Origin of the sequence: Chitinivorax sp. B, assembly GCF_005503445.1 — a bacterium.
Lineage (GTDB): Bacteria > Pseudomonadota > Gammaproteobacteria > Burkholderiales > SCOH01 > Chitinivorax.
Genome location: NZ_SCOH01000010.1, coordinates 40,180 through 61,368, shown reverse-complemented (window position 1 = coordinate 61,368; position 21,189 = coordinate 40,180). Strand labels below are relative to the sequence as shown.

The 21,189-nt window shown below is 51.3% G+C and carries 14 protein-coding genes; 11 read left to right on the top strand and 3 right to left on the bottom strand.

What is annotated here, in order from left to right; genetic code table 11:
* Positions 1-85 precede the first annotated feature (85 nt).
* From FFS57_RS08310 to FFS57_RS08275, 8 genes are all read left to right on the top strand, one after another.
* On the top strand, positions 86-2,188 hold the full coding sequence (locus FFS57_RS08310; protein ID WP_171013754.1) for an O-linked N-acetylglucosamine transferase, SPINDLY family protein: 2,103 nt from the start codon (positions 86-88) through the stop codon (positions 2,186-2,188).
* Between the two features lie 316 nt (positions 2,189-2,504).
* Positions 2,505-3,221 carry a substrate-binding periplasmic protein gene (locus tag FFS57_RS08305; protein ID WP_171013752.1) on the top strand — a complete coding sequence of 239 codons (717 nt, stop codon included), beginning with the start codon at positions 2,505-2,507 and terminating at the stop codon, positions 3,219-3,221.
* A gap of 181 nt (positions 3,222-3,402) precedes the next feature.
* Positions 3,403-4,008 carry a tetratricopeptide repeat protein gene (locus tag FFS57_RS08300; protein ID WP_137937315.1) on the top strand — a complete coding sequence of 202 codons (606 nt, stop codon included), beginning with the start codon at positions 3,403-3,405 and terminating at the stop codon, positions 4,006-4,008.
* A 119-nt stretch (positions 4,009-4,127) separates the two neighbouring features.
* Positions 4,128-5,648, top strand: coding sequence for a fumarate hydratase (locus FFS57_RS08295; protein WP_137937314.1), 1,521 nt, complete (start codon positions 4,128-4,130; stop codon positions 5,646-5,648).
* A 570-nt stretch (positions 5,649-6,218) separates the two neighbouring features.
* Positions 6,219-6,821, top strand: a complete 603-nt coding sequence (locus tag FFS57_RS08290) for a DUF6160 family protein (RefSeq protein ID WP_137937313.1) — start codon at positions 6,219-6,221, stop codon at positions 6,819-6,821.
* Between the two features lie 172 nt (positions 6,822-6,993).
* Positions 6,994-7,815 carry a C39 family peptidase gene (locus tag FFS57_RS08285; protein WP_249383943.1) on the top strand — a complete coding sequence of 274 codons (822 nt, stop codon included), beginning with the start codon at positions 6,994-6,996 and terminating at the stop codon, positions 7,813-7,815.
* 181 nt (positions 7,816-7,996) lie between these two features.
* Positions 7,997-9,352 carry a transporter gene (locus tag FFS57_RS08280; RefSeq protein WP_137937312.1) on the top strand — a complete coding sequence of 452 codons (1,356 nt, stop codon included), beginning with the start codon at positions 7,997-7,999 and terminating at the stop codon, positions 9,350-9,352.
* 15 nt (positions 9,353-9,367) lie between these two features.
* A complete protein-coding gene (locus tag FFS57_RS08275; protein ID WP_137937311.1) occupies positions 9,368-11,053 on the top strand; it encodes an OmpP1/FadL family transporter in 1,686 nt (561 codons plus the stop codon).
* Between the two features lie 36 nt (positions 11,054-11,089).
* Here FFS57_RS08275 and FFS57_RS08270 read toward each other — a convergent pair whose 3' ends face one another.
* Positions 11,090-11,887: a M90 family metallopeptidase gene (locus tag FFS57_RS08270; RefSeq protein WP_137937310.1), complete on the bottom strand. Its 798-nt coding sequence runs from the start codon at positions 11,885-11,887 to the stop codon at positions 11,090-11,092.
* A gap of 494 nt (positions 11,888-12,381) precedes the next feature.
* Between FFS57_RS08270 and FFS57_RS08265 the strand changes: the two genes are divergently transcribed.
* Both FFS57_RS08265 and FFS57_RS08260 read left to right on the top strand, forming a co-directional pair.
* Positions 12,382-14,205: a M4 family metallopeptidase gene (locus FFS57_RS08265; protein ID WP_137937309.1), complete on the top strand. Its 1,824-nt coding sequence runs from the start codon at positions 12,382-12,384 to the stop codon at positions 14,203-14,205.
* Positions 14,206-14,302: 97 nt separating this feature from the next.
* On the top strand, positions 14,303-15,886 hold the full coding sequence (locus FFS57_RS08260) for a M20/M25/M40 family metallo-hydrolase (RefSeq protein ID WP_137937308.1): 1,584 nt from the start codon (positions 14,303-14,305) through the stop codon (positions 15,884-15,886).
* A gap of 93 nt (positions 15,887-15,979) precedes the next feature.
* Here the strand turns inward: FFS57_RS08260 and FFS57_RS08255 are convergent, their stop codons facing one another.
* Complete coding sequence (locus FFS57_RS08255; RefSeq protein WP_137937307.1) at positions 15,980-17,335, bottom strand: TolC family outer membrane protein; 1,356 nt, start codon at positions 17,333-17,335, stop codon at positions 15,980-15,982.
* A 364-nt stretch (positions 17,336-17,699) separates the two neighbouring features.
* Between FFS57_RS08255 and FFS57_RS08250 the strand changes: the two genes are divergently transcribed.
* Positions 17,700-18,338 carry a two component system response regulator gene (locus FFS57_RS08250; protein ID WP_137937306.1) on the top strand — a complete coding sequence of 213 codons (639 nt, stop codon included), beginning with the start codon at positions 17,700-17,702 and terminating at the stop codon, positions 18,336-18,338.
* A 10-nt stretch (positions 18,339-18,348) separates the two neighbouring features.
* Here FFS57_RS08250 and FFS57_RS08245 read toward each other — a convergent pair whose 3' ends face one another.
* A complete protein-coding gene (locus tag FFS57_RS08245) occupies positions 18,349-21,129 on the bottom strand; it encodes a two component system sensor kinase (RefSeq protein ID WP_137937305.1) in 2,781 nt (926 codons plus the stop codon).
* Positions 21,130-21,189: the final 60 nt, after the last annotated feature.

Sequence of the window (21,189 nt, the reverse complement as noted above, 5' to 3'; positions counted from 1 at the left end):
ATGAGCAGGCATGTGGCTTGGACTGTGAGTAGCCGCTCTGTTCTTGGTGCCAATGTTGTTCATATTGGGATGGGGCCATTCAGGTATGCATAAGATCGCTATCGGGGCCTTGAATGTCATGACACAGCTCACCACTCTATTTACTCAGGTTCAGACAGCGCTGGCCGAGCGCCGCGTGGCAGAAGCGGCCGTGCTGGCCACCAAGGCACATACCTTGGCGCCACAGGATCCAATGTGCTCCTACTTCATGGCGGTGGTGGCGCATCGGATGCACAAGTATCGCACTGCCCATCAGTTTCTGGATGAAGCCTTGATGCAGTCCCCTGAGCAGGGGGCCGCCATGCTGGAAAAGGGGCGGGTTTATTATTCACAAGGTGCGTTTGAGCAGGCACTGACATGGTTCAATCATGCTTGGCTTGTTTTGCCTGATCACCCTGCCGTTGCCAGAGATCTGGGGCTGTTGCTGATTTTGTTCAAGCGATGGAAAGAGGCGATTCGTTACCTGCAACTGGCGGCCAAAATGCTTACGAAGGATCAGGATTTGTTCCGGGCATTGGGGGTGGCTTTTTGTAGCGCCGGAGACATAAAAAAGGGAATGGCTGCATTTGAAAAAGCCATTCCAGGCAAGCGTAGCGATGCTGAATGGCATGTGGCGCTGGCCAAGGTTTACCGCTCGGCAGGTCAGAATGAAGCCGCGTTGAAGGCGACCGGCAATGCGTTGGAAATCGACAAAAACAATTTGAATGCACAGGAAGTGCGCTATGCGATCTTTAATGATCGTCGTGATTTTCATGCTGCCTATGTTGCACTCGACCAGATCCTGCAGCGGGTACCTACGGCTGCCATGCTAGGTCGAAAGGCTGTTCTGCTGGCTTCAATGGGTGACTATGTGGCGTCAGTGGCAGCATATGAGCAAGCCTTGGCGCAAGAACCGGACAATCTGGACATACTCTCCCACTATTGTTTTCACAGTACCTATATGGACGTGGTGACACCACAAGCCAGCTTCGAGCTGCATCGCCACTATGGTCAATTGCTGGAATTGCGTCATCAGGCGCCAAGTTATGAAATACTGGATAAGCAGACAGGCAGGAAACTGCGCATTGGTTACGTCTCCGGTGATTTTTGCCTGCATGCTTTTGCACAATGGGCGTTACCGCTGTTTCGTGGACATGATCACGCTCAGTTCGATATTGTTTGTTACTACACCAAACGTGGCATTGATGACACCACTCGACAGTTCATGCAATTGGCCGATGTGTGGCGAGATGTGGAGGCCATGAGCGACAGTCAGTTGGCGGCGCTAATTGTTGATGATCGTATCGATATCCTGGTGGATTGTTCAGTACATACCAGTGGACATCGATTGCCAGTATTTGCTCGCAAACCGGCCCCCATTCAGGTCAGTTGGGGGGGGATGCCCACCACCACCGGTTTGACACGTATTGATTATCGCCTGACCGATGCAAGTCTGGATCCACTAGGGACAACCGAGTGCTTTCATACAGAAGCGCTGTGGCGTTTACCACGTGTGACCAGCGTCCTCACTCAAGATGAAGATTACCCGGTAGCGGGGCCGTTACCCGCTCTGCGAAATGGCCATATCACCTTTGCCGTTTTCAACCGCCTTGCCAAAATGAGCGATATCAGCATCCAATTCTGGGCTGCCGTATTGAACCGTGTCCCCAATAGCCAGCTGATGCTGACAGTTTTGCCAACCGATGGTCGTCGCACACCGCAAGTTGACAGGCTATTGGGCAAACTGGCCGATGCAGGCATTGATGACTGTCGCATTCGGCTGGAGCGAGCCCGTGGTCTGCAGGCTTTTCTGGTATTGCATCAGGAGGTTGATATCCAGCTGGACACATTCCCCTATACTGGGTCTACGACAACGGCCATGTCGGTTCGGATGGGTGTACCGGTTGTCTCGCTCACTGGGTTGCACCCTACTACCCGAGCTTCATTCCATAATCTGAATGCCATTGGCCACCCGGAGTGGGTTGGCGCGAATACCGAGCAGGCTGCTGAAATTGCTATTAAGCTCGCCGGTGATCTGCATCATTTGTCGGAATTGCGAGCAACGTTGCCGACTCAGGCGGCCAGTTCGCCACTATTTGACGGGTCTGGATTTACCCGGGCTGTCGAGGCCGCATATCGCCAGATGTGGGTTAAGTGGTGTACTGGCTGAGCTGCTGGTAACCGTGACCAATACCCAGTCTCAGCACCAGCCATACCCTTTGCTCTGCTGCCGCTTGCCTTGCTTCACTGTATTCTCGCTTGCCACGGCATATTCGTATGCGTCTTATCTATACTGCTAATGTTGGCAGGCTGAACTGATACTTGGGTTCATGTCAGCCGTGGTCCGGTAGGTGATATCAGATCAGCAGAACCTGAGCGCCGAGGTGGATCAATCAACAGGGCACATTGTGCTTGCGTTCCCCGGCCGCCGGGGATTCGGTGTCATTCCGTCAGGTGTACCAATGACGAGGTGGGCGTGTTGTTTCATGCTGATTGGTATCTGGGTCATTCCATGGCGGAGCTTTGCCAGTCAAGTCATGGAGGTGTCGACGCTGCTTGAGCCAGATCCTGCCACGACGGTTGCAACCAGGATTTTGACCGAGGCTTATGCTGAACTCGGGATTACGCTTAACGTCATCAAAATGCCTGGTGAGCGTTCATTGGTGAGTGCCAATGTTGGCAGCACGGATGGTGAGCTTTACCGCAAGCTGGGGATGGAGCAGCAGTATGCCAATCTACGAATCATCCCGGTCATGTTGATGCGTTATGAGATTGTGGCTTTCTGCAAATGTACGCCTTTCCAGTTAAATGGATGGGAAAGCCTGCGGCCCTACCGACTGGGGTTTGTGAAAGGCATCAAGATTGTTGAGGCCAATACGGTTGGCATGAAGATTGAGCCTGTACCTACACTTAGCCAAGCATTTGATAAGCTGGAATTAGGACGCTCAGATCTGGTGCTGGTCAATCGCTTGTCTGGCGTGGCGATGCAGCAACAAAAAGGCATGACGGATATCACCCAGTTGATGCCAGCGTTGGCCAGTTTCCCGGTTTTTCATTACGTTCATAAGAAGCATGAGGCGTTAATTCCCCAGTTGACTGAAGTGATGCGACGACTGGAAAAAAATGGGGTCATCGAACGCATCAATCACGAAGTGTTCAGTGAGCTGGAACGTCGACCGCCTACCAAGGCAAAAGGCAAGTAGTCGGTTTGAATTAAGCTCGGATGATTGACATACATTAGTGCATTTATTGAATCGCCTTGCTTCACTTGCTTCCTTGCAACCGTAAACGGCGCGTTGACACCGAATGGTGTGCTATCTAGAATCTTTGCTCTATCTTTTCTGAAAAGCCCAGCCAAGCGGCTTGATCACTACTCGAGAAGGAATGGATGTGAAGCAGAGTCGTTACTTAATGGCATTGATTGCGATATTGACTTCGGGTCTTGTGCAAGCTGATTATGAAAAAGGCCTGAATGCATACCGAGGCAAGGATTATGGGACAGCATTCAAAGAATGGGAGCAGTCTGCGTCACAGGGCGATGTCAAATCCACGAAGAATCTGGCCATGCTGTATCTGTTGGGACAAGGGGTGGCGGCAAATGCGGATAAAGCGGTCGAATTGATTCAAAAAGCAGCGGCGGCCAATGATGCCGAAGCATTGCGGATGATGGGGCAGTTCTACCTTGATGGTCGGATTCCAGCGATCAAGCCAGATGGTGCCAAGGCTGGCGAATATTTTGGTAAAGCGGCAACACTAGGTGATGCTGAGGCTCAATACCAATTGAGCAAACTGATCTTGGGTGCTGGTCAGCTGGATTCTGCCTTGAAGCTGTTGAACCGTGCCGCTGAAGGCGGGCATCGTGGTGCCATGTTGGCCCTTGCGCAAATCCATGAGCAAGGGAAAATGGTGAGCAAGGATATGGCACTGGCTGAAAAATGGTATGCCAAAGCAGGGGGTAAGCCGAAGGAGTTGGCCACCAAAGCCCAGTAATGAATCATGGCGATTCATGATGCTGCGACGGGCCAAGTCGGCCCGTTCGTCGTTCTTGCATAGGTACGAATCTGCTAGACTTCTGGTCTTTTCCTTCCTTGTATTTACCGAGGCAGCACATGACCGTCATTCGTCAGCAAGATTTCATCGACAGCATTTACGATAGCCTGCAGTTCATCTCCTACTATCATCCGATAGATTACATCCAGGCTTTGGGCGAGGCTTACGAGCGTGAAGCTTCACCGGCAGCGAAGGATGCCATCGCACAGATTCTGACCAATTCCCGCATGTGTGCGGAGGGCCATCGCCCAATCTGTCAGGATACTGGTATCGTCTGTGCCTTCATCAAGGTAGGCATGGATGTGAAGTGGGAGTCCTGTACCATGTCCATTCAGGAGATGGTCAATGAAGGTGTACGTCGTGCCTATAATGACCCAGATAACAAGCTGCGCGCATCAGTACTGATGGACCCGGCTGGCAGCCGTAAGAATACTCGAGACAATACCCCTGCCGTCGTGCATTTTGATCTGGTTCCTGGCGACAAGATCGAAGTCAAGATCGCCGCCAAGGGTGGTGGTTCCGAGAACAAATCCAAGTTTGCCATGCTCAACCCGTCCGACAGTATTGTGGACTGGGTATTGAAGACTGTGCCACTGATGGGTGCAGGCTGGTGTCCACCGGGAATGCTTGGCATTGGTATCGGTGGCACGGCAGAGAAGGCCATGTTGCTGGCCAAGGAATCATTGATGGATCACATCGATATTCAGGATCTGATCGCACGCGGCCCACAGAACCGGGTGGAAGCGCTGCGCATCGAGTTGTATGAAAAGGTCAATGCGCTGGGTATCGGTGCACAGGGCCTGGGTGGCCTGACCACAGTGCTGGATGTCAAGATTCTGGATTATCCGACTCACGCTGCATCGTTGCCGATTGCGATGATTCCCAACTGCGCAGCGACCCGTCACGTGGATTTCGTATTGGATGGATCGGGTCCTGCTAAGTTGACACCTCCTAAACTGGAAGACTGGCCGGCCGTATCCTGGTCACCTTCTGAACAAGCACGCCGAGTTGATCTGAATAAGGTTACACCGGCTGAGGTGGCAAGCTGGCAGCCAGGCGAAATTCTGTTGTTGAACGGCAAGTTATTGACTGGCCGCGACGCTGCGCACAAGCGTATGGTCGACATGCTGAACCAAGGCGAAAAACTACCTGTCGATTTCACCAACCGGTTCATCTATTACGTTGGCCCAGTTGATCCGGTACGAGAGGAAGTTGTCGGCCCAGCAGGCCCGACGACTGCTACCCGCATGGACAAGTTTACTCGCCAGATGCTGGAACAAACAGGTTTACTGGGGATGGTGGGCAAGGCTGAGCGTGGCCCGGTTGCCATTGATGCAATTCGTGATAACAAGGCGGTTTACCTGATGGCAGTGGGTGGCGCAGCATACTTGGTTTCAAAGGCGATCAAGGGTTCACGTGTAGTTGCATTTGACGACTTGGGGATGGAAGCGATTTATGAGTTTGACGTTGTCGACATGCCCGTTACGGTGGCTGTTGATAGTGCAGGTACGTCGGTACACAAGACTGGCCCGGCGGAATGGCAAGCCAAAATCGGCAAAATCCCGGTCACCACTGTGTGATGATGTAATTTCACTCTAATTCTTCAGCTTGGGGGGATGCCTCAGGCTGAGTAGGTAATAAAAAAGGCAGCCTGATGGTTGCCTTTTTTCTTGGGGGGGTGAAAAGCAATAGGACATTCGGTTTTGAATCATTTCAATTCGAACGTCCGGATGTGGAATTTAATATTTAGTCAGTGATGAACAAGGCTGCGCGGATCAATTCGCAATCTGTGATCGTGGCATGCCAGGGTCTGATCATACAAGTTCAAGGTTCGAAGCAAGCATGAAGGTAATGTACCCCAGAGGTATATGTGGATTTCGCATTTGCGAACAATGTTAACTTTATATAAAACAATAACTTGAGTTTAATTCTTCATGGGGTGATCTGCATGCATGTCGAAGTACGTATTTTTTTTATTGAACGATGTTGACACTAAAGAGTGAAAGCTCTAATCTAGAGTTTGTGCACTAAACGATGATCGCAAATCATAAAAAAATCAATTGCAAAGACCACTGGTGCACCGTTAGAGGGGTAGAAATCCAAGAGCGGTTTAAGCAGTCTCTACTAGTCTGATAAACGAGGAGTGAACTATGAAGAAGTCTCTGATCGCCGCAGCACTTGCGCTGGCTTCCGTGCCTGCATTTGCTGGCATGACAGCCGTTGATGATGAAGTGCTCAGCGCTCAAACCGGTCAGGAAGGTGTTAGCGTCGCCTTGACCATCCGCGCCCATATCGATGAAGTGAGTTGGATCGATGATGGTAACCAGTTGACCTTTGGCGATATCGCCATCGGTAGTGGTGACACTCAGGTGCGTAGCAGCTATGTTGGCCCTTTGGCTGCATTTGCAACCACAGGTGGTGTTGAATACAAGAACCCGGTGATCTTCCTGTCCCCCTTGCGTATTGACGTAAAAGAGCTACAACAAGCAACCTTCCAAGCTACGCCGCTGGGAGGTTCTGCAGCGCAAACCATTACTTACTCGGACTTCCTGGGCGCAGCCGCAGCCGCTAACGGCACCGTCAACGCCGACGTATCTGCTACTACTCAGGCAATCGTGATTGAAATGCCGCGCACCATTGCAAACGTTCGCGTTGGCTCGATCAAGGTTGGCGGTGGTGCATCCATGGGTGGCCTGGAAATGAAGGGCATCGATATGGCGGGTACCAAAGTTGCCATCTGGGGCCATAACTAATCTGAAATCAGTTCAGATCTGTTGATCAAATCCATCGCAGTACGTCTGCGATGGATTTTTTTTGATCGCAGATTGTATGTATCTAAAATAGAATTAAAAAATTATATATTTTATATGTTTTTATGAAAAACATACATTATGTAATGTTTTTATATTTATGCTGTAATTTTAGGTGAAATATGTTGAAAAAAAGCTGAAAATCGGTAATATCTGGCCTGAGATGCAGGCAATTAAAGAGGTGAAAATGTTCATGACATTGGTAATGGCCATGTTTGCTGCAGCTAATATAGGGCTCACCGAAATCAAGGATTCTCCTGCAGGAGTCATTGAAGTCAGAACGCTTACTGGGAAAAACAATACAGAATTGCTTGAAATCAAACCATTGTCAGAATTCAAATATGGTGGCTTGGTGCATCAGGCTTATGACTATAGCTGCGGTTCGGCAGCACTGACTACCGTATTGAATTATTTCCTTAGTGAAAATCTGCAGGAAGTCGATGTCATGGAAGGCATGCTGAAGCATGGTGAAAAGGACAAGATCGTGCAGCGGCGTGGTTTTTCATTGTTGGATATGAAGCGCTATGTTGCATCACTTGGCTATAAAAGTGCTGGTTTCAAGGCTGAACTGACAGATTTGATGGATTTACGTCAACCTGCGATTGTTGGTATTCAATATGCAGGTTTCAAGCATTTTGTCGTATTCCGTGAAGTGAGAGATGGGCATGTTTTCCTTGCCGACCCAGCTATGGGTAAGATCAGCTTTACAGCTAGGGAATTTTCCAATCTGTGGGATGGAAATGTTTTGTTTTTGATTTATTCCAAAGATGGAGCAGAGATAGAAAACCGACTGGAATTAACAGACAACGATTTGCGCTATATGGATGAAGACCGTGTACGTGGCGCAGTGCTGGCGAGATTGCCAGCTTTCAATGTACCCATGGATCAGAAGTTGGATAAGGCAGCGGGTGGCACCACTTATTACAAATCAAAATAAGCTGGATATAAGGTAATATGGAAAAATAATTTGTCATATCGCCAAACTATTTATATTTAATCTTTTTTTAATTGATTGTTATTGAAACATAATTATTTTCAGCCAATGTCGCTGAGAAACCAAAGAAGAGAGGAGTGGGCCATGGCAAGCTGCAATTTGCGGCTTGATCATGACAATCCACATGTTCACGGCGTATGAAGACGACCGGGGTGTGCCGCTATGTGCGGTCACCGAAATGACAAGATGTGGGGCGTTATCAGTGAAAAAGAATGGCATTGCGCTGATTGTGGCGCTGTTGGGGGGAATGCAAGGGGTGGTCATGGCTGCCGATCTGGTTGAATCGGTAACGGTCAAGCGGATGCCACTTGGTGTCAATGCGGTACAGGAACCTGGTGGGAGCAAAAAAGCCAAGCCAGTTCATGAGTTACCGGCAGCTCAAGTGGCAGCTACCGTGGCTAAAGGTGGTGAAGCAGTGTCCGTCGTGGCAGAACCTCTGCCTGCACCGGTATCTGCGCCACAGGCCGTGGTAACCGAGGTGAAACCAGTAGTGCCGACGGTTACCCCCAAAGTTGGTTCGGCGGCACCTGCCAAGGATTCATCGGATGCAGCCAGACAAGCTCTGGCCAAGCAGGAAGGTGATGTCGACAACAAGCAATTGGCCGAAGAGGTTTTGCAGAAAACCGAGAAGAATTACACCCTGCTGAAAAAGGGTGCTTTTGACTTCAGCTATGACGTGAATTACAGCTACATCAGCGCTGATCGTATCGACTACGCCTTGGGTAGCAATGCACAGAATCAGGTTACGTTGACTCGTTTCCAGATCGAACGGGATGCCACGCATACCGTCACCAACACCATCACCATGGATTATGGCCTGCGGAACAATCTGACCGTGGGTACCTCGCTGCCATTGGTATACAAATATGACTCTTCACAAGGCTTGAAGCGTTGGGCATTTGGGCTGGGTGACATGAGCGCCAGTGTGCGTTGGCAGCCGCTGGAGGTGTCCAGGCGCTGGCCATCGTTGACCCTGAATGGCTCACTGCGTATGCCGACCGGGATCAGTCCATATGAAATTGTGGCGGGTAAGGAACTGTCCACCGGTAGTGGCACCTGGGGGGCCTCATTCAGCGGCAATGTGTCGAAAGTTATCGACCCTGTGGTGCTGTATGGTTCGTTTGGTTATGGCATGAGTTTCAAGAAGACTGGGCTGAATCAGGTTCGCGGGAATGAAAACCGTCGTATCACCGCGGTCAAGCCGGGCAATTCAATCTCTTTTGGTGCAGGCTTTGGTTACGCACTGTCTTACGATGTGGCCTTGAATGTGTCTACTTCCTTGTCGTGGAACAAGGAATCCGTGCTGACTTTCAATGATGGCACCTCGATCAAGCTGGATATGGAAACCTCTGGCACGCTTAATTTTGGTTTGTCCTGGCGGCTGGATCCAAAATATACGCTGGGTTTCAACGTAGGGATTGGGATGACCAACGAGTCACCCGATTTCCAGATGGGTCTCAATCTGCCACTCAGCTTCTGATCGGGGCATCAGCTCATGTCTCTGTGCTCGATTGCATCGCGATGGCGACATGCCCGTGCTGGGCTGGAAAAAATGGCTGGCCAGGATTGTGTCAGACAGCGGGCAATACTCGGGCCTGCCTGCCTGTCTTGGGCGGCATCTGCACTGTTGGCCATGCCCAGTCTATCCTGGGCGGCGCTTAGCGAAAATGTTGGTGTCAGCATTCGTGCGATGTCGTTGGGTAATGCGGTGACGGCGGATCCTGGCGGCATTGAGGCGGTGCATTACAACCCGGCAGCGCTCACCAAGCTGAAAGGCAAACACCATGATCTGACCATTCTACTGGCGCGCATCCGTAACTCTGCTGAATTTGAAGCACCGGAAAACTGGGAAGGGATCTTTGGCTTCAAGGAAGACCCGGTATTGGGTACGCGCAGTACGTCAGATCAGCATGCGATTTATATTCCGGGTCGTGGCTTGTCGCGCCCCAATCTACCGCTCATTCCTGCACCACTGAGCGGATATTCCTACAATGATCCGGAATCGCGCTTTACCTATGCTTTCATGCCATACGCGTCTCAATTCATCACCTTTGATCGTTCGCGGCGCGGTGATGATGAACCGGCGAGATTTGGTGGTCGAACTGTTGTACTGCAGCGATTCAATTACTTCGTGCCATCGATGGGTTATAAGGTCAACGATGCTTGGTCGTTTGGTTTGACGACTTCGTTGGCACATCATGCAGTGGCTATTGATACGGATTTTCGTGCGCCCAATCAGCTGATTGCTCTGGTTGGCCAACTGCAAAAAGCCCTATGCCCCGAAGGGGGCAACCCGATCGATACGGTGCTGTTCGGGTTATGTAACAAAGGGCGGATGGACCCATTTCGCAAGATTGCCAATCTGAACTTTCAGGTGACTGTACCGGCAGATCCGACCATTACCATCGGTACGCTTTGGGAACCGACAGACTGGTTCTCACTGGGGATGGTGTATTCGACGGAAAGTCGGATGCGTATGACGGGTACCTATAAGATTACCTATGATCCGAACATTCGAGAATTCATCCGTGGTGTCAGCAATTCGGCGCTTGGACCGATCATCCTGACTTCTTTGGCGCAGCCAACATCAATTCCGGAGAAAGAGGAAGGTAACGTTACGCTGTCATTGACCAACCCGGCCCATTTCCAGATCGGGACCAAGTTCAAGCTTGGACGCATTCAACTGAATGCAGATGCCAGCTGGACTGACTGGGGGAAATGGGACAAGTTGACCTTCGATTTCGATACCGAGCTGGCAGCCTTGCAAATGGCCCGGTTATTTGGTTATCCAGATGCCAGCAAGTTGGAGATGCCTTTCAAGGCCAAAAGTGTCTGGAGTGGTGGATTGGGCTTACAGGTTGATGTGACACGCCGCCTCCAGTTGAGACTGGGTGGAGAATATCGCCGTAGCTCGATCGGGCCGGAAGCCTTCGATACCATTGGCCCGTTGACTGATGCGATGTTGTGGGGAATCGGCGTGGGTTTCATGGTGGATAAAGACACGGTGATCGATGCGACCATGTCGATGATGAAAACCCGTCACACCGCTGAACCGAATACCAGTTGCAAACTCAATTGCACCAATCTGTTGAATGTGGTCTACAACCCTTATGCTGGCGAACGGGTCACTGCAGGGTTGAAGATTGATGCAGCTGGTGTGACCGTGCGAAAACGATTCTGACAAGGCAATCGGCGGTATCCAAATCATGGTTTCCGTTCAATGGCCCGTTGCCCATTGTGGTGGTAGCTGTCGTGGCAAGCGAGCCAGAGTATTTTGCTTATAGAACTGCTGCAACTGGTCATAAACAGCAGGATAGGTATCCGCAATGACGTCTGGTGTTTCAAAGAACACTTCGGTCAGTACTGCGAAAAATTCCGCAGGATTCGTGGCGGCGTAATCGTCGATCGCAGGGGCATCATCGGTGTTCAGGCGGCCGCAGAAATCCAGGTAAGCGCATTTCCAATGTCGTGTCCAGGCTGATTCGCTCATTCCTTTGTGCAGCGGAGGAAAACCGTTTGCGCGACCATTGCGCATATCCAGCTTATGGGCAAATTCATGGATCACGACATTACGGCCGTCCAGTTCCGGTGCTGCCCGACTGTCTGGCCAGGAGAGCAGTACCGGCCCATCATGGCGTGCCTGACCTGCAAGCACCTGGGCATCTTCATGTACCAGCCCGATGGCGTCTGGTACCGGGTCACGGGTAACAAATGCAGTAGGGTAAACCACCACGGTTTTCCAATCGTGATAGCTGTCGATATCCAGATTCATGATGGGTAAGCACGCTTGGGCGGCAATGGTCAATTTCTGATGATCGGACAATTGATAATCGCCGACACCAAATACCGCTTTTTCATGCAAGAACCAGATCACCCTTTCTTTCAAGTGCTGCCGTTCGTCAGGCTGCAGCCCGGTGAACAATGGGCGCATCAACACCGACTGCCACAGGCTTTCCGGTAGCACGGATTCGTTGATGATCTTGTTACGCCGATATTGGCGAATTCGTTCCCACATGACATTGGCCTTACTGACTGGATATCTTCAAGCTGGGGCCACTTAGGCGGAATTCAAGGGTATGCTATTGACATTTTGTACCGGCTTGCGCAAGTATTGTCGTTAATTCTGATTATACGAAATCCAGTTTGCTGCACAATTATTAAGCAATAATGACTTTTACTGTGCAGCATGATTGCGTGAATAGGCCGAAATTTTTGTTATTTTCATTTTTTCTCTAATTGTGCATATCCGCTATTTCGCCATTTGCGACATCCGCTACAGCAAACGCATTGCAGGCAATGAACAGGCGCGAATTGTGAAAAATGGCATATGTCATTTAATGTATATTATTGGTTTACCCACTTAGCGTATTTTTCCGCTTGCGGACTGATGAATGGCCGGCTACCGTGAAGTTCTCGTGACGGCGTTATGTGTTGTTACTAAGTAATGCCCACGGGATTTTTGCAGTGAGAGAGAGCAGTTCATATCAACGCTAAAACTGGAGAAAACCAATGAAGCGATCCTTCAATTGGGCAGTACGTCCCGCAGCAGTTGCCGTGTTGTTCGCATTATCTGCAACAGCCTCGGCAGCTGATCGGGTCGATGTAAGCAAATTGATCGAGGCTAAGAAAACAACAGGTGTTGCTGGTGGGATGCAGCAAATGCTGGGTGCCGCAGGCACCGACCTGAAAGCAGTCAGAACTGCTGTACTGCCGAATGGCAAAGTGGTGACCCGTTATGAGCAACGTTACCAAGGTTTGCCAATTTGGGGCCAATCGGTAGTAGAGCGTAAATCGGCGACTAATTCGCTGGTAGCGGAAGAAATGAGCGGTGAGTTGATCCAGAACATCGAGCTGGATATACCGACCATTAAACCAACTCTGACACCGGAACAAGCGTTGGCTCAGCTCAAGTTGAAGGCAGCGACTGCTGTTGTCAGCAAACTGGAGAATGAGCAATCCGAGCTGATGATTCGCCTAGACAAAAACAACAATGCACGTCTGGTTTATCTGGTCTCGTATTTTGAGGCTTCAAGTAACCCGCGTCGACCTCATGCTTTTGTGGATGCGCTGAATGGCAACATTGTTGAGTTCTGGGAAGGTTTGGCTCACAAGGATGCAACGGGCCCTGGCGGCAATGCGAAGATCGGCAAATATGAGTACGGCGATAAGTATGGCTTTTTGAAGGTGACTGATAATTGCGCAATGGATAGCGGCAACGTGGTGACAGTCAACCTCAATCATGGCTCCAGCACCTCGTCCAAAACGCCGTATCAGTTTGCGTGCCCACGCAATACTGTGAAAGAAATCAACGGTGCTTACTCGCCACTGAATGACGCTCACTATTTCGGTAATGTGGTATTCGATCTGTACAAGGCGTGGTTCAACAAGAGCCCACTGACCAGTAAGCTTTATCTGTGGGTGCATTATGGCAATGGCTATGAGAACGCCTTCTGGAATGGTACCGGTATGGCCTTTGGCGATGGTAAGAATACCTTCCATCCGCTGGTATCGCTGGATGTCGTTGCGCATGAAGTGAGCCATGGCTTCACACAGCAGAACTCGAATCTGCAGTATTCCGGCCAATCAGGTGGTATCAACGAAGCGTTCTCCGATATCGCCGGCGAAGCAGCTGAGTTCTTCTCGCGAGGCAATAACGATTTCCTGGTAGGGGCAGATATCTACAAGGGTAGCGGCGCGTTGCGTTACATGGATGACCCCACCAAGGACGGCAACTCCATCGGCCATGCCAAGGACTACTACGATGGCCTGGATGTGCATTATTCCAGTGGTGTCTACAACAAGGCGTTCTACACCTTGGCCAAGACGACCGGATGGGGCGTGCGCAAAGCTTTTGAAGTCTTCGTGGATGCCAACATGCTGTACTGGAACAGCACTTCTGATTACAGCAATGGCGCATGCGGTGTTCAAAAAGCTGCAACAGGGCGCGGTTACAGCGTGGATGACGTGAAGAACGCATTCAAGGTGGTCGGCGTGTCATGCGAAGGTGTGCCACCGACCGACGACAAAGAGCTGAAGAACGGCGTACCAGTCACGGGCTTGGCTGCCGCTCGCGGCAAGATGGATTATTACAAATTTGACTTCAAGCAAGGCATGACCGCACTGACCTTCAAAATCTCCGGTGGTACCGGCGATGCGGATATCTATGTCCGTTATGGTCAGCGTCCGACAACAACTGCGTATGACTACCGCCCATACCTGAACGGTAACAATGAAACCGTCAAAGTGGCATCACCCAAGGTGGGAACGTACTACGTCATGATTCGTGCCTATACAGCCTACAGCGGTGTATCGCTCGTGGCTCAGGCACAGTAATCAGAACGTAGCGTAAAAACACGGCGGACTGATCCGCCAGGAGAAAGATGGCGCGGCCTGACAGGTCGCGCCATTGTGATTTTATGGAGAACGATAAATGAAACTAAGTTGCATTAGTGCTGCGTTGCTTGGCTTGAGTCTAGTTGGGGTGAGCTATGCTGCCGACCCGGCACCGGCCTCCAAAAAGGTATTCGTTACCGTGGGTAGTGATGGCTATCAACTCTTCCAGCGCTTCGTGGACAGCGACATCAAACTGATCGAGAAAAGTACTGTTCCTACCAGCCTTCAACCGATGGCCGGTATGAAGACGATCCCGCACGAAACCGTACATGTCATCGAAGTGGATGAAGAGAAGCTGGGTGCGATGGGTGGCATGGTGCACATGTTCATGCGCCGTTGTGGTGGCTTCATTACACATAACACACTGGAAGAGGCCCGCGCTTCATTGAGCACGCCAGTGATGGCTTTGACGGCTCGTCCCAGCTACAAGATCGACAATCAAGCCATTGTGACGCCCATGCTGAATCAGATGCAGGATGCGCCGATCTACACCACGATCAGCGACCTGTCAGCCATTGTGAATCGTTACTACCAGACCCAGGGCGGCGTAAAGGGCTCGAACTACATCCTCAACAAATGGAAGCAACTGGCGGGCTCACGTACGGACGTGACGGTGGAAACCTTCAGCCATAGCTGGCTGCAGAAGTCGGTGATCATGACCATCAAGGGTTCCGACCCGCAAATGGCGAGTGAAGTGGTGGTGCTGGGTGGCCACCAGGACTCCATCAACTTGAATGGCACAGGTGAAAATACCCGCGCCCCAGGTGCGGATGACGATGCATCCGGTATCGCCAGCATGACGGAAGTGATTCGTGTGATGATGGCCAATAACTACAAACCGAAACGCACCATCTCTTTCATGGCTTATGCCGCAGAAGAAGTCGGCCTGCGTGGTTCGAAAGACATTGCGGCCAGGTACAAGGCAGATGGTGTGAATGTAGTCGGTGTCATGCAACTTGATATGACCAACTTCAAGGGGTCGGACGCAGACATCTACATCTTCACCGATTATACCGATGCCCAGCAGAACACTTTCCTTGAAAACCTGATCAAGGCCTACCTGCCTACCTTGCGTATCGGTTCCGATCGTTGTGGTTACGGGTGCTCGGATCATGCATCCTGGTACAACCAGGGTTTCCCTGCATCGCTGCCGTTCGAGTCATCGTTCAGTGGTAGTAACAAGAACATCCACACGACTAACGATACGCTGGCCAATATGGGTGATCAGGCGTTGCATGCGCTGAAGTTTGCCAAACTGGGGTTGGCCTATGCGGTTGAATTAGGTAGCGATGGGGATGGCGGTGGTGGCGGTGAAGTTAAAACCATTTCAGACCAGAATGTCAGCCTGACCAAAGGCGCTATCAAATCTTATGGCCCGTTCAAGACACTGGGTGGCAGCACCTTCAAATCCAGTATTACTGGTACAGGTGATGCAGATCTCTACGTCCGGATCGGTGCAGCGCCCACCACCACGCAATACAACTGCCGTCCGTACAAGACAGGTAGTACCGAGACATGCAATGTGAATGTACCGACCACCAGTGATGTTTACCTCATGGTGCGTGGCTACGAAGCATCGGTCTACAATCTGTCTGGTACTTACACCACACCCAAGCCTTGATGTGAATCGCTTGATTCCTTAACGGCACAATATGGCAACCCGGTGATACGGGTTGCTATTTTTTTGTGGATATTGTGCTGTTGTGGCTGTCCCTTATGGCCTGACCAAGAGATGGTTAACCTCTGCCAGATCCGTATCAGACAATTGGCCTGCTTGGAACGCCAGATTCAGCTTGGCCAGCAAATAGCCATATCGAGCTTGCAGCAAATTGGAATAGATTTGGTAATACTGTTGCTGAGCGTTCAACACATCCACGTTGGTCCGCACCCCAATCTGTTGCCCAGTCCTGGTTGCATCCAATTGGCTCTGTGCCGATACCAGGGCTTGCTCCAGTGCTTGAACTTGCGCCGCACCACTGGTGACCCCCAGGAAAGCAGACTTGGTGTCCTGTTCCACACTACGACGCGTGGTCAATACATCCTGCTTGGTCTTTTCATAATTGGCAGCGGCTTCGCGCACTTTTGAATCCAATACACCACCGGCATAGATCGGCACATTCAGCTGCAAACCGACTGACGCTACGCGGGTTTGATCAGTACCACCGTTACGCGCACCGACCTGATCCCAGGTTTTGCCAACCCGGCCAACCAAGTCCAGCGTTGGCAAATGGGCCTGACGATTTTTTTGTACTTCGTACTTTGCCACTTGCTCGTTCAATTGCTGAGCCCGCAATACCAAGTTGCCACTGGTTGCCATGTCCTGCCAAACATTCAGATCCTTTGGTTCAGGCTGGCTTGGCTTCATTTTGCTGTTCAGCGACGCAATCCAATCCTGATTGGTGCCCGTCAGTTGGCGCAGGGCATTGGTCTTCACTTCCAGATCGTTACGGGCAGCAATTTCCTGTGCGTTGGTGGCATCAAAACGGGATTGTGCTTCATAGGTATCGGTAATCGTCGCGACACCAACTTGGAAACGCTTCTTCGCTTGTGCCAACTGCTCGAAGAACGCTTCTTTTTGGGATGCAGCAACAGTGACAGCATCGCGAGCTTGCAATACATCAAAATAAGCTTTGGCAACACGCAGCATCAATTGCTGTTCGGCGATATGGTATTGCAGCTCCGAAGCTTGCGCGCCCAACTTGCCTTGTTCATAGGTCGTCAGGTTTTGTGCACGGAAAATAGGCTGCTGGGCACTGATTGCACCATCATATTTATTGCCGTTACTGTCCTTGGTTTCAAGCTGACCAGGAACATTATTTCCCGGAACATAATGTATCCAACTGCGACTACCCTCAGCTGATGCTTCCACCTGTGGCAACAATTGCGAACGCCCTTGCACAGCTCCTTCTTTGCCAGCTTCCATACTGTAACGGGCGGCAGCCAGCTGTGAATCGTATTTCAGAGCGTCGCGGTAGGCGGACAACAGGTCGCCAGACCAGGCAGTTGTGGTGGCCAGTAAGCAACATAGGCTGCAAAGTGCTTGATTGTGTCGCGTAGCGGTTGTTTTCATCGTTGTTGCCTGTCCCGATGAACGAGTGCGCCATTGGTGTGCCACAACGCGGCACCTGTCCCGCCAATGCCATTGGCCAAATGTGTAAGGTTATGCTCTGGCGCTGTATACGTCGCCAGGCGAGTAGAATGGGATAAACACCGCATGACTTTTTCTTGGTAAGGGATGAATGAGCGTTGCAAGCGATTGAGTAGCCTGCTCGGGTGAATCAGTATTGAGTTGTCATTCCGCATGTGTGAATATGATTTGCCCGTGCCGCGATGCTATGCGAGGCCGATAGGTTGTTGTATGTGGGGTGAATTATTGGCGACCAAGAGTTGCGGCTACATCAGGTGATAACCTGAAATTTCCAAGTGAATGACTTATGAATCCGCACAGACCATCCATGCGTGTATTAATTGTCGAAGATCATGCCTTGCTGATTGAAGGCATCAAAAACCTGTTGCGCCCCTTTTCGCAGTACGAAGTAGTTGGGCAGGTGGAGGATGGCTTGCAAGTCTACAAGGCTTGTCAGGATTATTTGCCAGACTTGATTCTGTTGGATCTTGGTCTGCCAGGAATGGATGGTATCGATATCATCACCCAGTTGAAAAAACGTTGGCCGGCATTGCTGATCGTGGTCATCACGGCCAATTCGGCGGAACATAAAGCACAGGAAGCCTTACAGGCAGGGGCCAATGGGTATGTACTGAAGAAGAGCCCTCAGCAGACCTTACTGGCTGCCTTGCAGACAGTACAGATCGGACGGTCGTTTATCGACCCATCACTGGCTGTTGATCAACTGCAGAAAGAACGGGGCAGTCGCGAAGCGGATACCTTGACCTTGCGTGAGCGACAGGTCTTGAAACTGGTGGCCGAAGGCAATCGCAATAAAGACATTGCCGAGTGCCTGTCAATCAGTCTGAAAACAGTCGAAACCCACCGATTGAACCTAATGCGTAAATTGGATGTACACAATGCGACTGAGCTGGTCGGCTGGGCACAGCGCTTGGGTTTGTTGTGAGGGCGTGCCATCAACGAGCTTGCTGTTCGATCAAGCTACCCAGATCATTGATCCGATGGTCGTTTGGTAAACCAGACTCATCCAGATCATACTCAAGCCGAGCAGTGGTTTGCCAAATTTCATCCAGACCAGCCTGTCCGGCGCATCCTTTAAGTGCATGCAGCGCATCTGCCAATCGGGCTGTATCCTGCGCTTCAAAACACTGAATTACCGATGCGTACAGTATCCGTAGCTCGTCAATGATTCGATGATGTGTCGCTGCATTTGCTACTGAGAGCATGGGCTGATTTAGGCGCTGACTGGCTGAGGGTGTGATCCCTCGGCGCAGCTGCATGGTCGCTGCCTGATCCAGGGCTTGAGCCAGCTGTAGCATGGTAACCGGCTTGGCCAGATATTCGTCCATACCTGCACTGCGTACTCGTTCCCGCTCTCCCGGTTGGGCATTTGCGCTCAGTGCAAAGATTGGGCATTGGCTGTCGAACTGATCGGAAGCCGGGTCGCGCCAGCGTCTAGTGGTTTCCAAGCCATCCATGTCTGGCATCCGCACATCCATCAACACCAGGTCGAATGCTTGTGTTGTACCCGCTGCGAGTGCAGCAAGGCCACTATCGACTGCGATTACCTCATGCCCCAAGTACTGCAACATCTTGCCAACGATATCGCGGTTGGTGGCAACGTCATCCACTAGCAGTATTTTTAGTGCCCAAGGAGAGGGTGGTGCCAGATTGGTATCACCATCGCTGGTGTCATCGACTGACAGACCGATCAATCTATGCCAAAGGCGGCCTGGTAGGAACACCAGCTCCGGTGCAGCCAGCGGGCCTGTTGCGGAAAGGGAGGGGGCGAGCCCCCATTTTTTCAGCTGTGGGTGCAAGTTGGCAGGGGCTGCCACAGGGCCAGCAAAAGGTAATGGGGCCGCTGTCAAATGACGCAACGGCAAACTGAAGGTGAAGCGGGCGCCATGGCCTGGCTGAGAATCCAGGGTAATGGCGCCATCCATCAGTTGGGCCAGGCTGGTGGCAATGGCCAGTCCCAGACCCGATCCATTCTGATGTGGCGCAACCTGTACAAACGGCTCGAAGATCCGAGCATGGTGTGATACAGGGATCCCTGGGCCGGAATCCTCTACAACAATGTAAAGGTTGTCGCTGTCTGCCGATACCCGCAGATAGATATGACCTGCTTCGGTGAATTTGACTGCATTGCCTAGCAGATTGATCAGGATTTGCCGCACTCGAAGCGCATCCAATGGTACATCCAGTGGCACATTAGCATCGACAAGCGTTTTGAGTGTCAATCCTTGATCTCTGGCTCGCAGGTGGATGGTCAACATGGCCTGGTCCAGCAGTGGTAACAGTGGTGTCGGTTCAATTGACAAGGCCATCTGCCCAGCTTCGATTCGAGAAAAATCAAGCAAGTTATTGATGATGCCCAATAAATAACCTGAGCACTTCATAGCCGTATCTACCAGATCGTGCTGGTCGGTAGTCAGTGCAGCATGTTGTAACAGACCCAATGCACCTACGATGCCATTCAGTGGTGTACGGATTTCATGACTGATACTGGTGATGTGTTCGCTCTTGCGTTGGTTGGCAACTTCTGCCCGTTGCTTAGCTTGATCCAACTCCCGGGTACGTTCGTTGACTCTGTTTTCCAGCGTTTCATAGTGAGCGGTAATGGTGGACAGTAAGCCGTTGTAGGCACGTGCAATACGGCCCAACTCGTCGTCGCGCCCCTCTGGCAGACGCGGCTTGAGATTAGTGGGTGCCATGCCATCAATCACCGTGACAAAATGCTTTAGCGGACGTGACAGATAACGACGCAAAATGGCATACATCAAACCCACCAGACCCAGGGTAACAGCCAGTGTGATCGGTAGCCAGCCGGTCATCGGTTGCAGGATTTCCTGGCGAAGTCGATCTACGGAATACACCATCAGCAGTTGGCTTTGCTGACGATGGATGGGAGCGCATACCACAATGTGTTGACCAATCTCTGTCAAGGCGGGTTGGGTACAATCTGGTAAAGCAGGCTTCAGTTGTGTCACCACATCCCGTGGCAAGATTTGCGAAGAATATGGCCACCAAGCACCGGAACTGTTTTGAATCAGCATGGCCTCCGGTTCCACATACATCAGCTTGGTCGCCACCAGGTCATCCATGCGGTAGGTCAGCCCTACTATGGCACCACTTTGGGCATCGACAGCAGCCACCGATCGGTGCCAACCGACTTGTGGGTCGAATTCGGGCGGTCCCCAGCGTAGGCTGTTGCTTTCCGGTATCTGCAATAAGGTCTGTAGCGTTGCCTGCCGTTGGTCCGGATAACGACTACCTGCCGTGGTAGGTGGGTGCAGGATTACACCTTGCCCGGGCAAGATGACGAAACTGTCCAGATACTCGCCAAACCCTCCTAAGCTATATTGTTCCAGTAAGGCGTAAGCAGCACTGACCGACTGATTGGGTGTGTCCACTTGACCGGGGGCGAGCAGCCGTTTGCTTTGCGGATTCGATGGCGCACCCTGTGGTACAGCAAGGATCTGCTGCCACCGGGTCAACAAGGTTTGGACGTTGGATTCAGCTTGTCGATCACGGCGGTTTTCAGCATCAGCAATCGCTTTCGCCTGTTGTATTAGCTTGTCGGTACCGTATTGGTAGGCTTCACGATAGTAATAGTAATAGGCGGCGGTTTCGTTGAGGCTCCATACCAACCCAATGGCACCGCAAAGCAACAGCAACAGCTTGGCAACAAGCGAATGGCGATAGCGTGGTAGCGGCAAACGGGCAGGAAGCATGGGAGTGGCAACCTTTTGCGGAAGCAGTGAACGTAAAACACCATCCCACTGTCCGTAGGA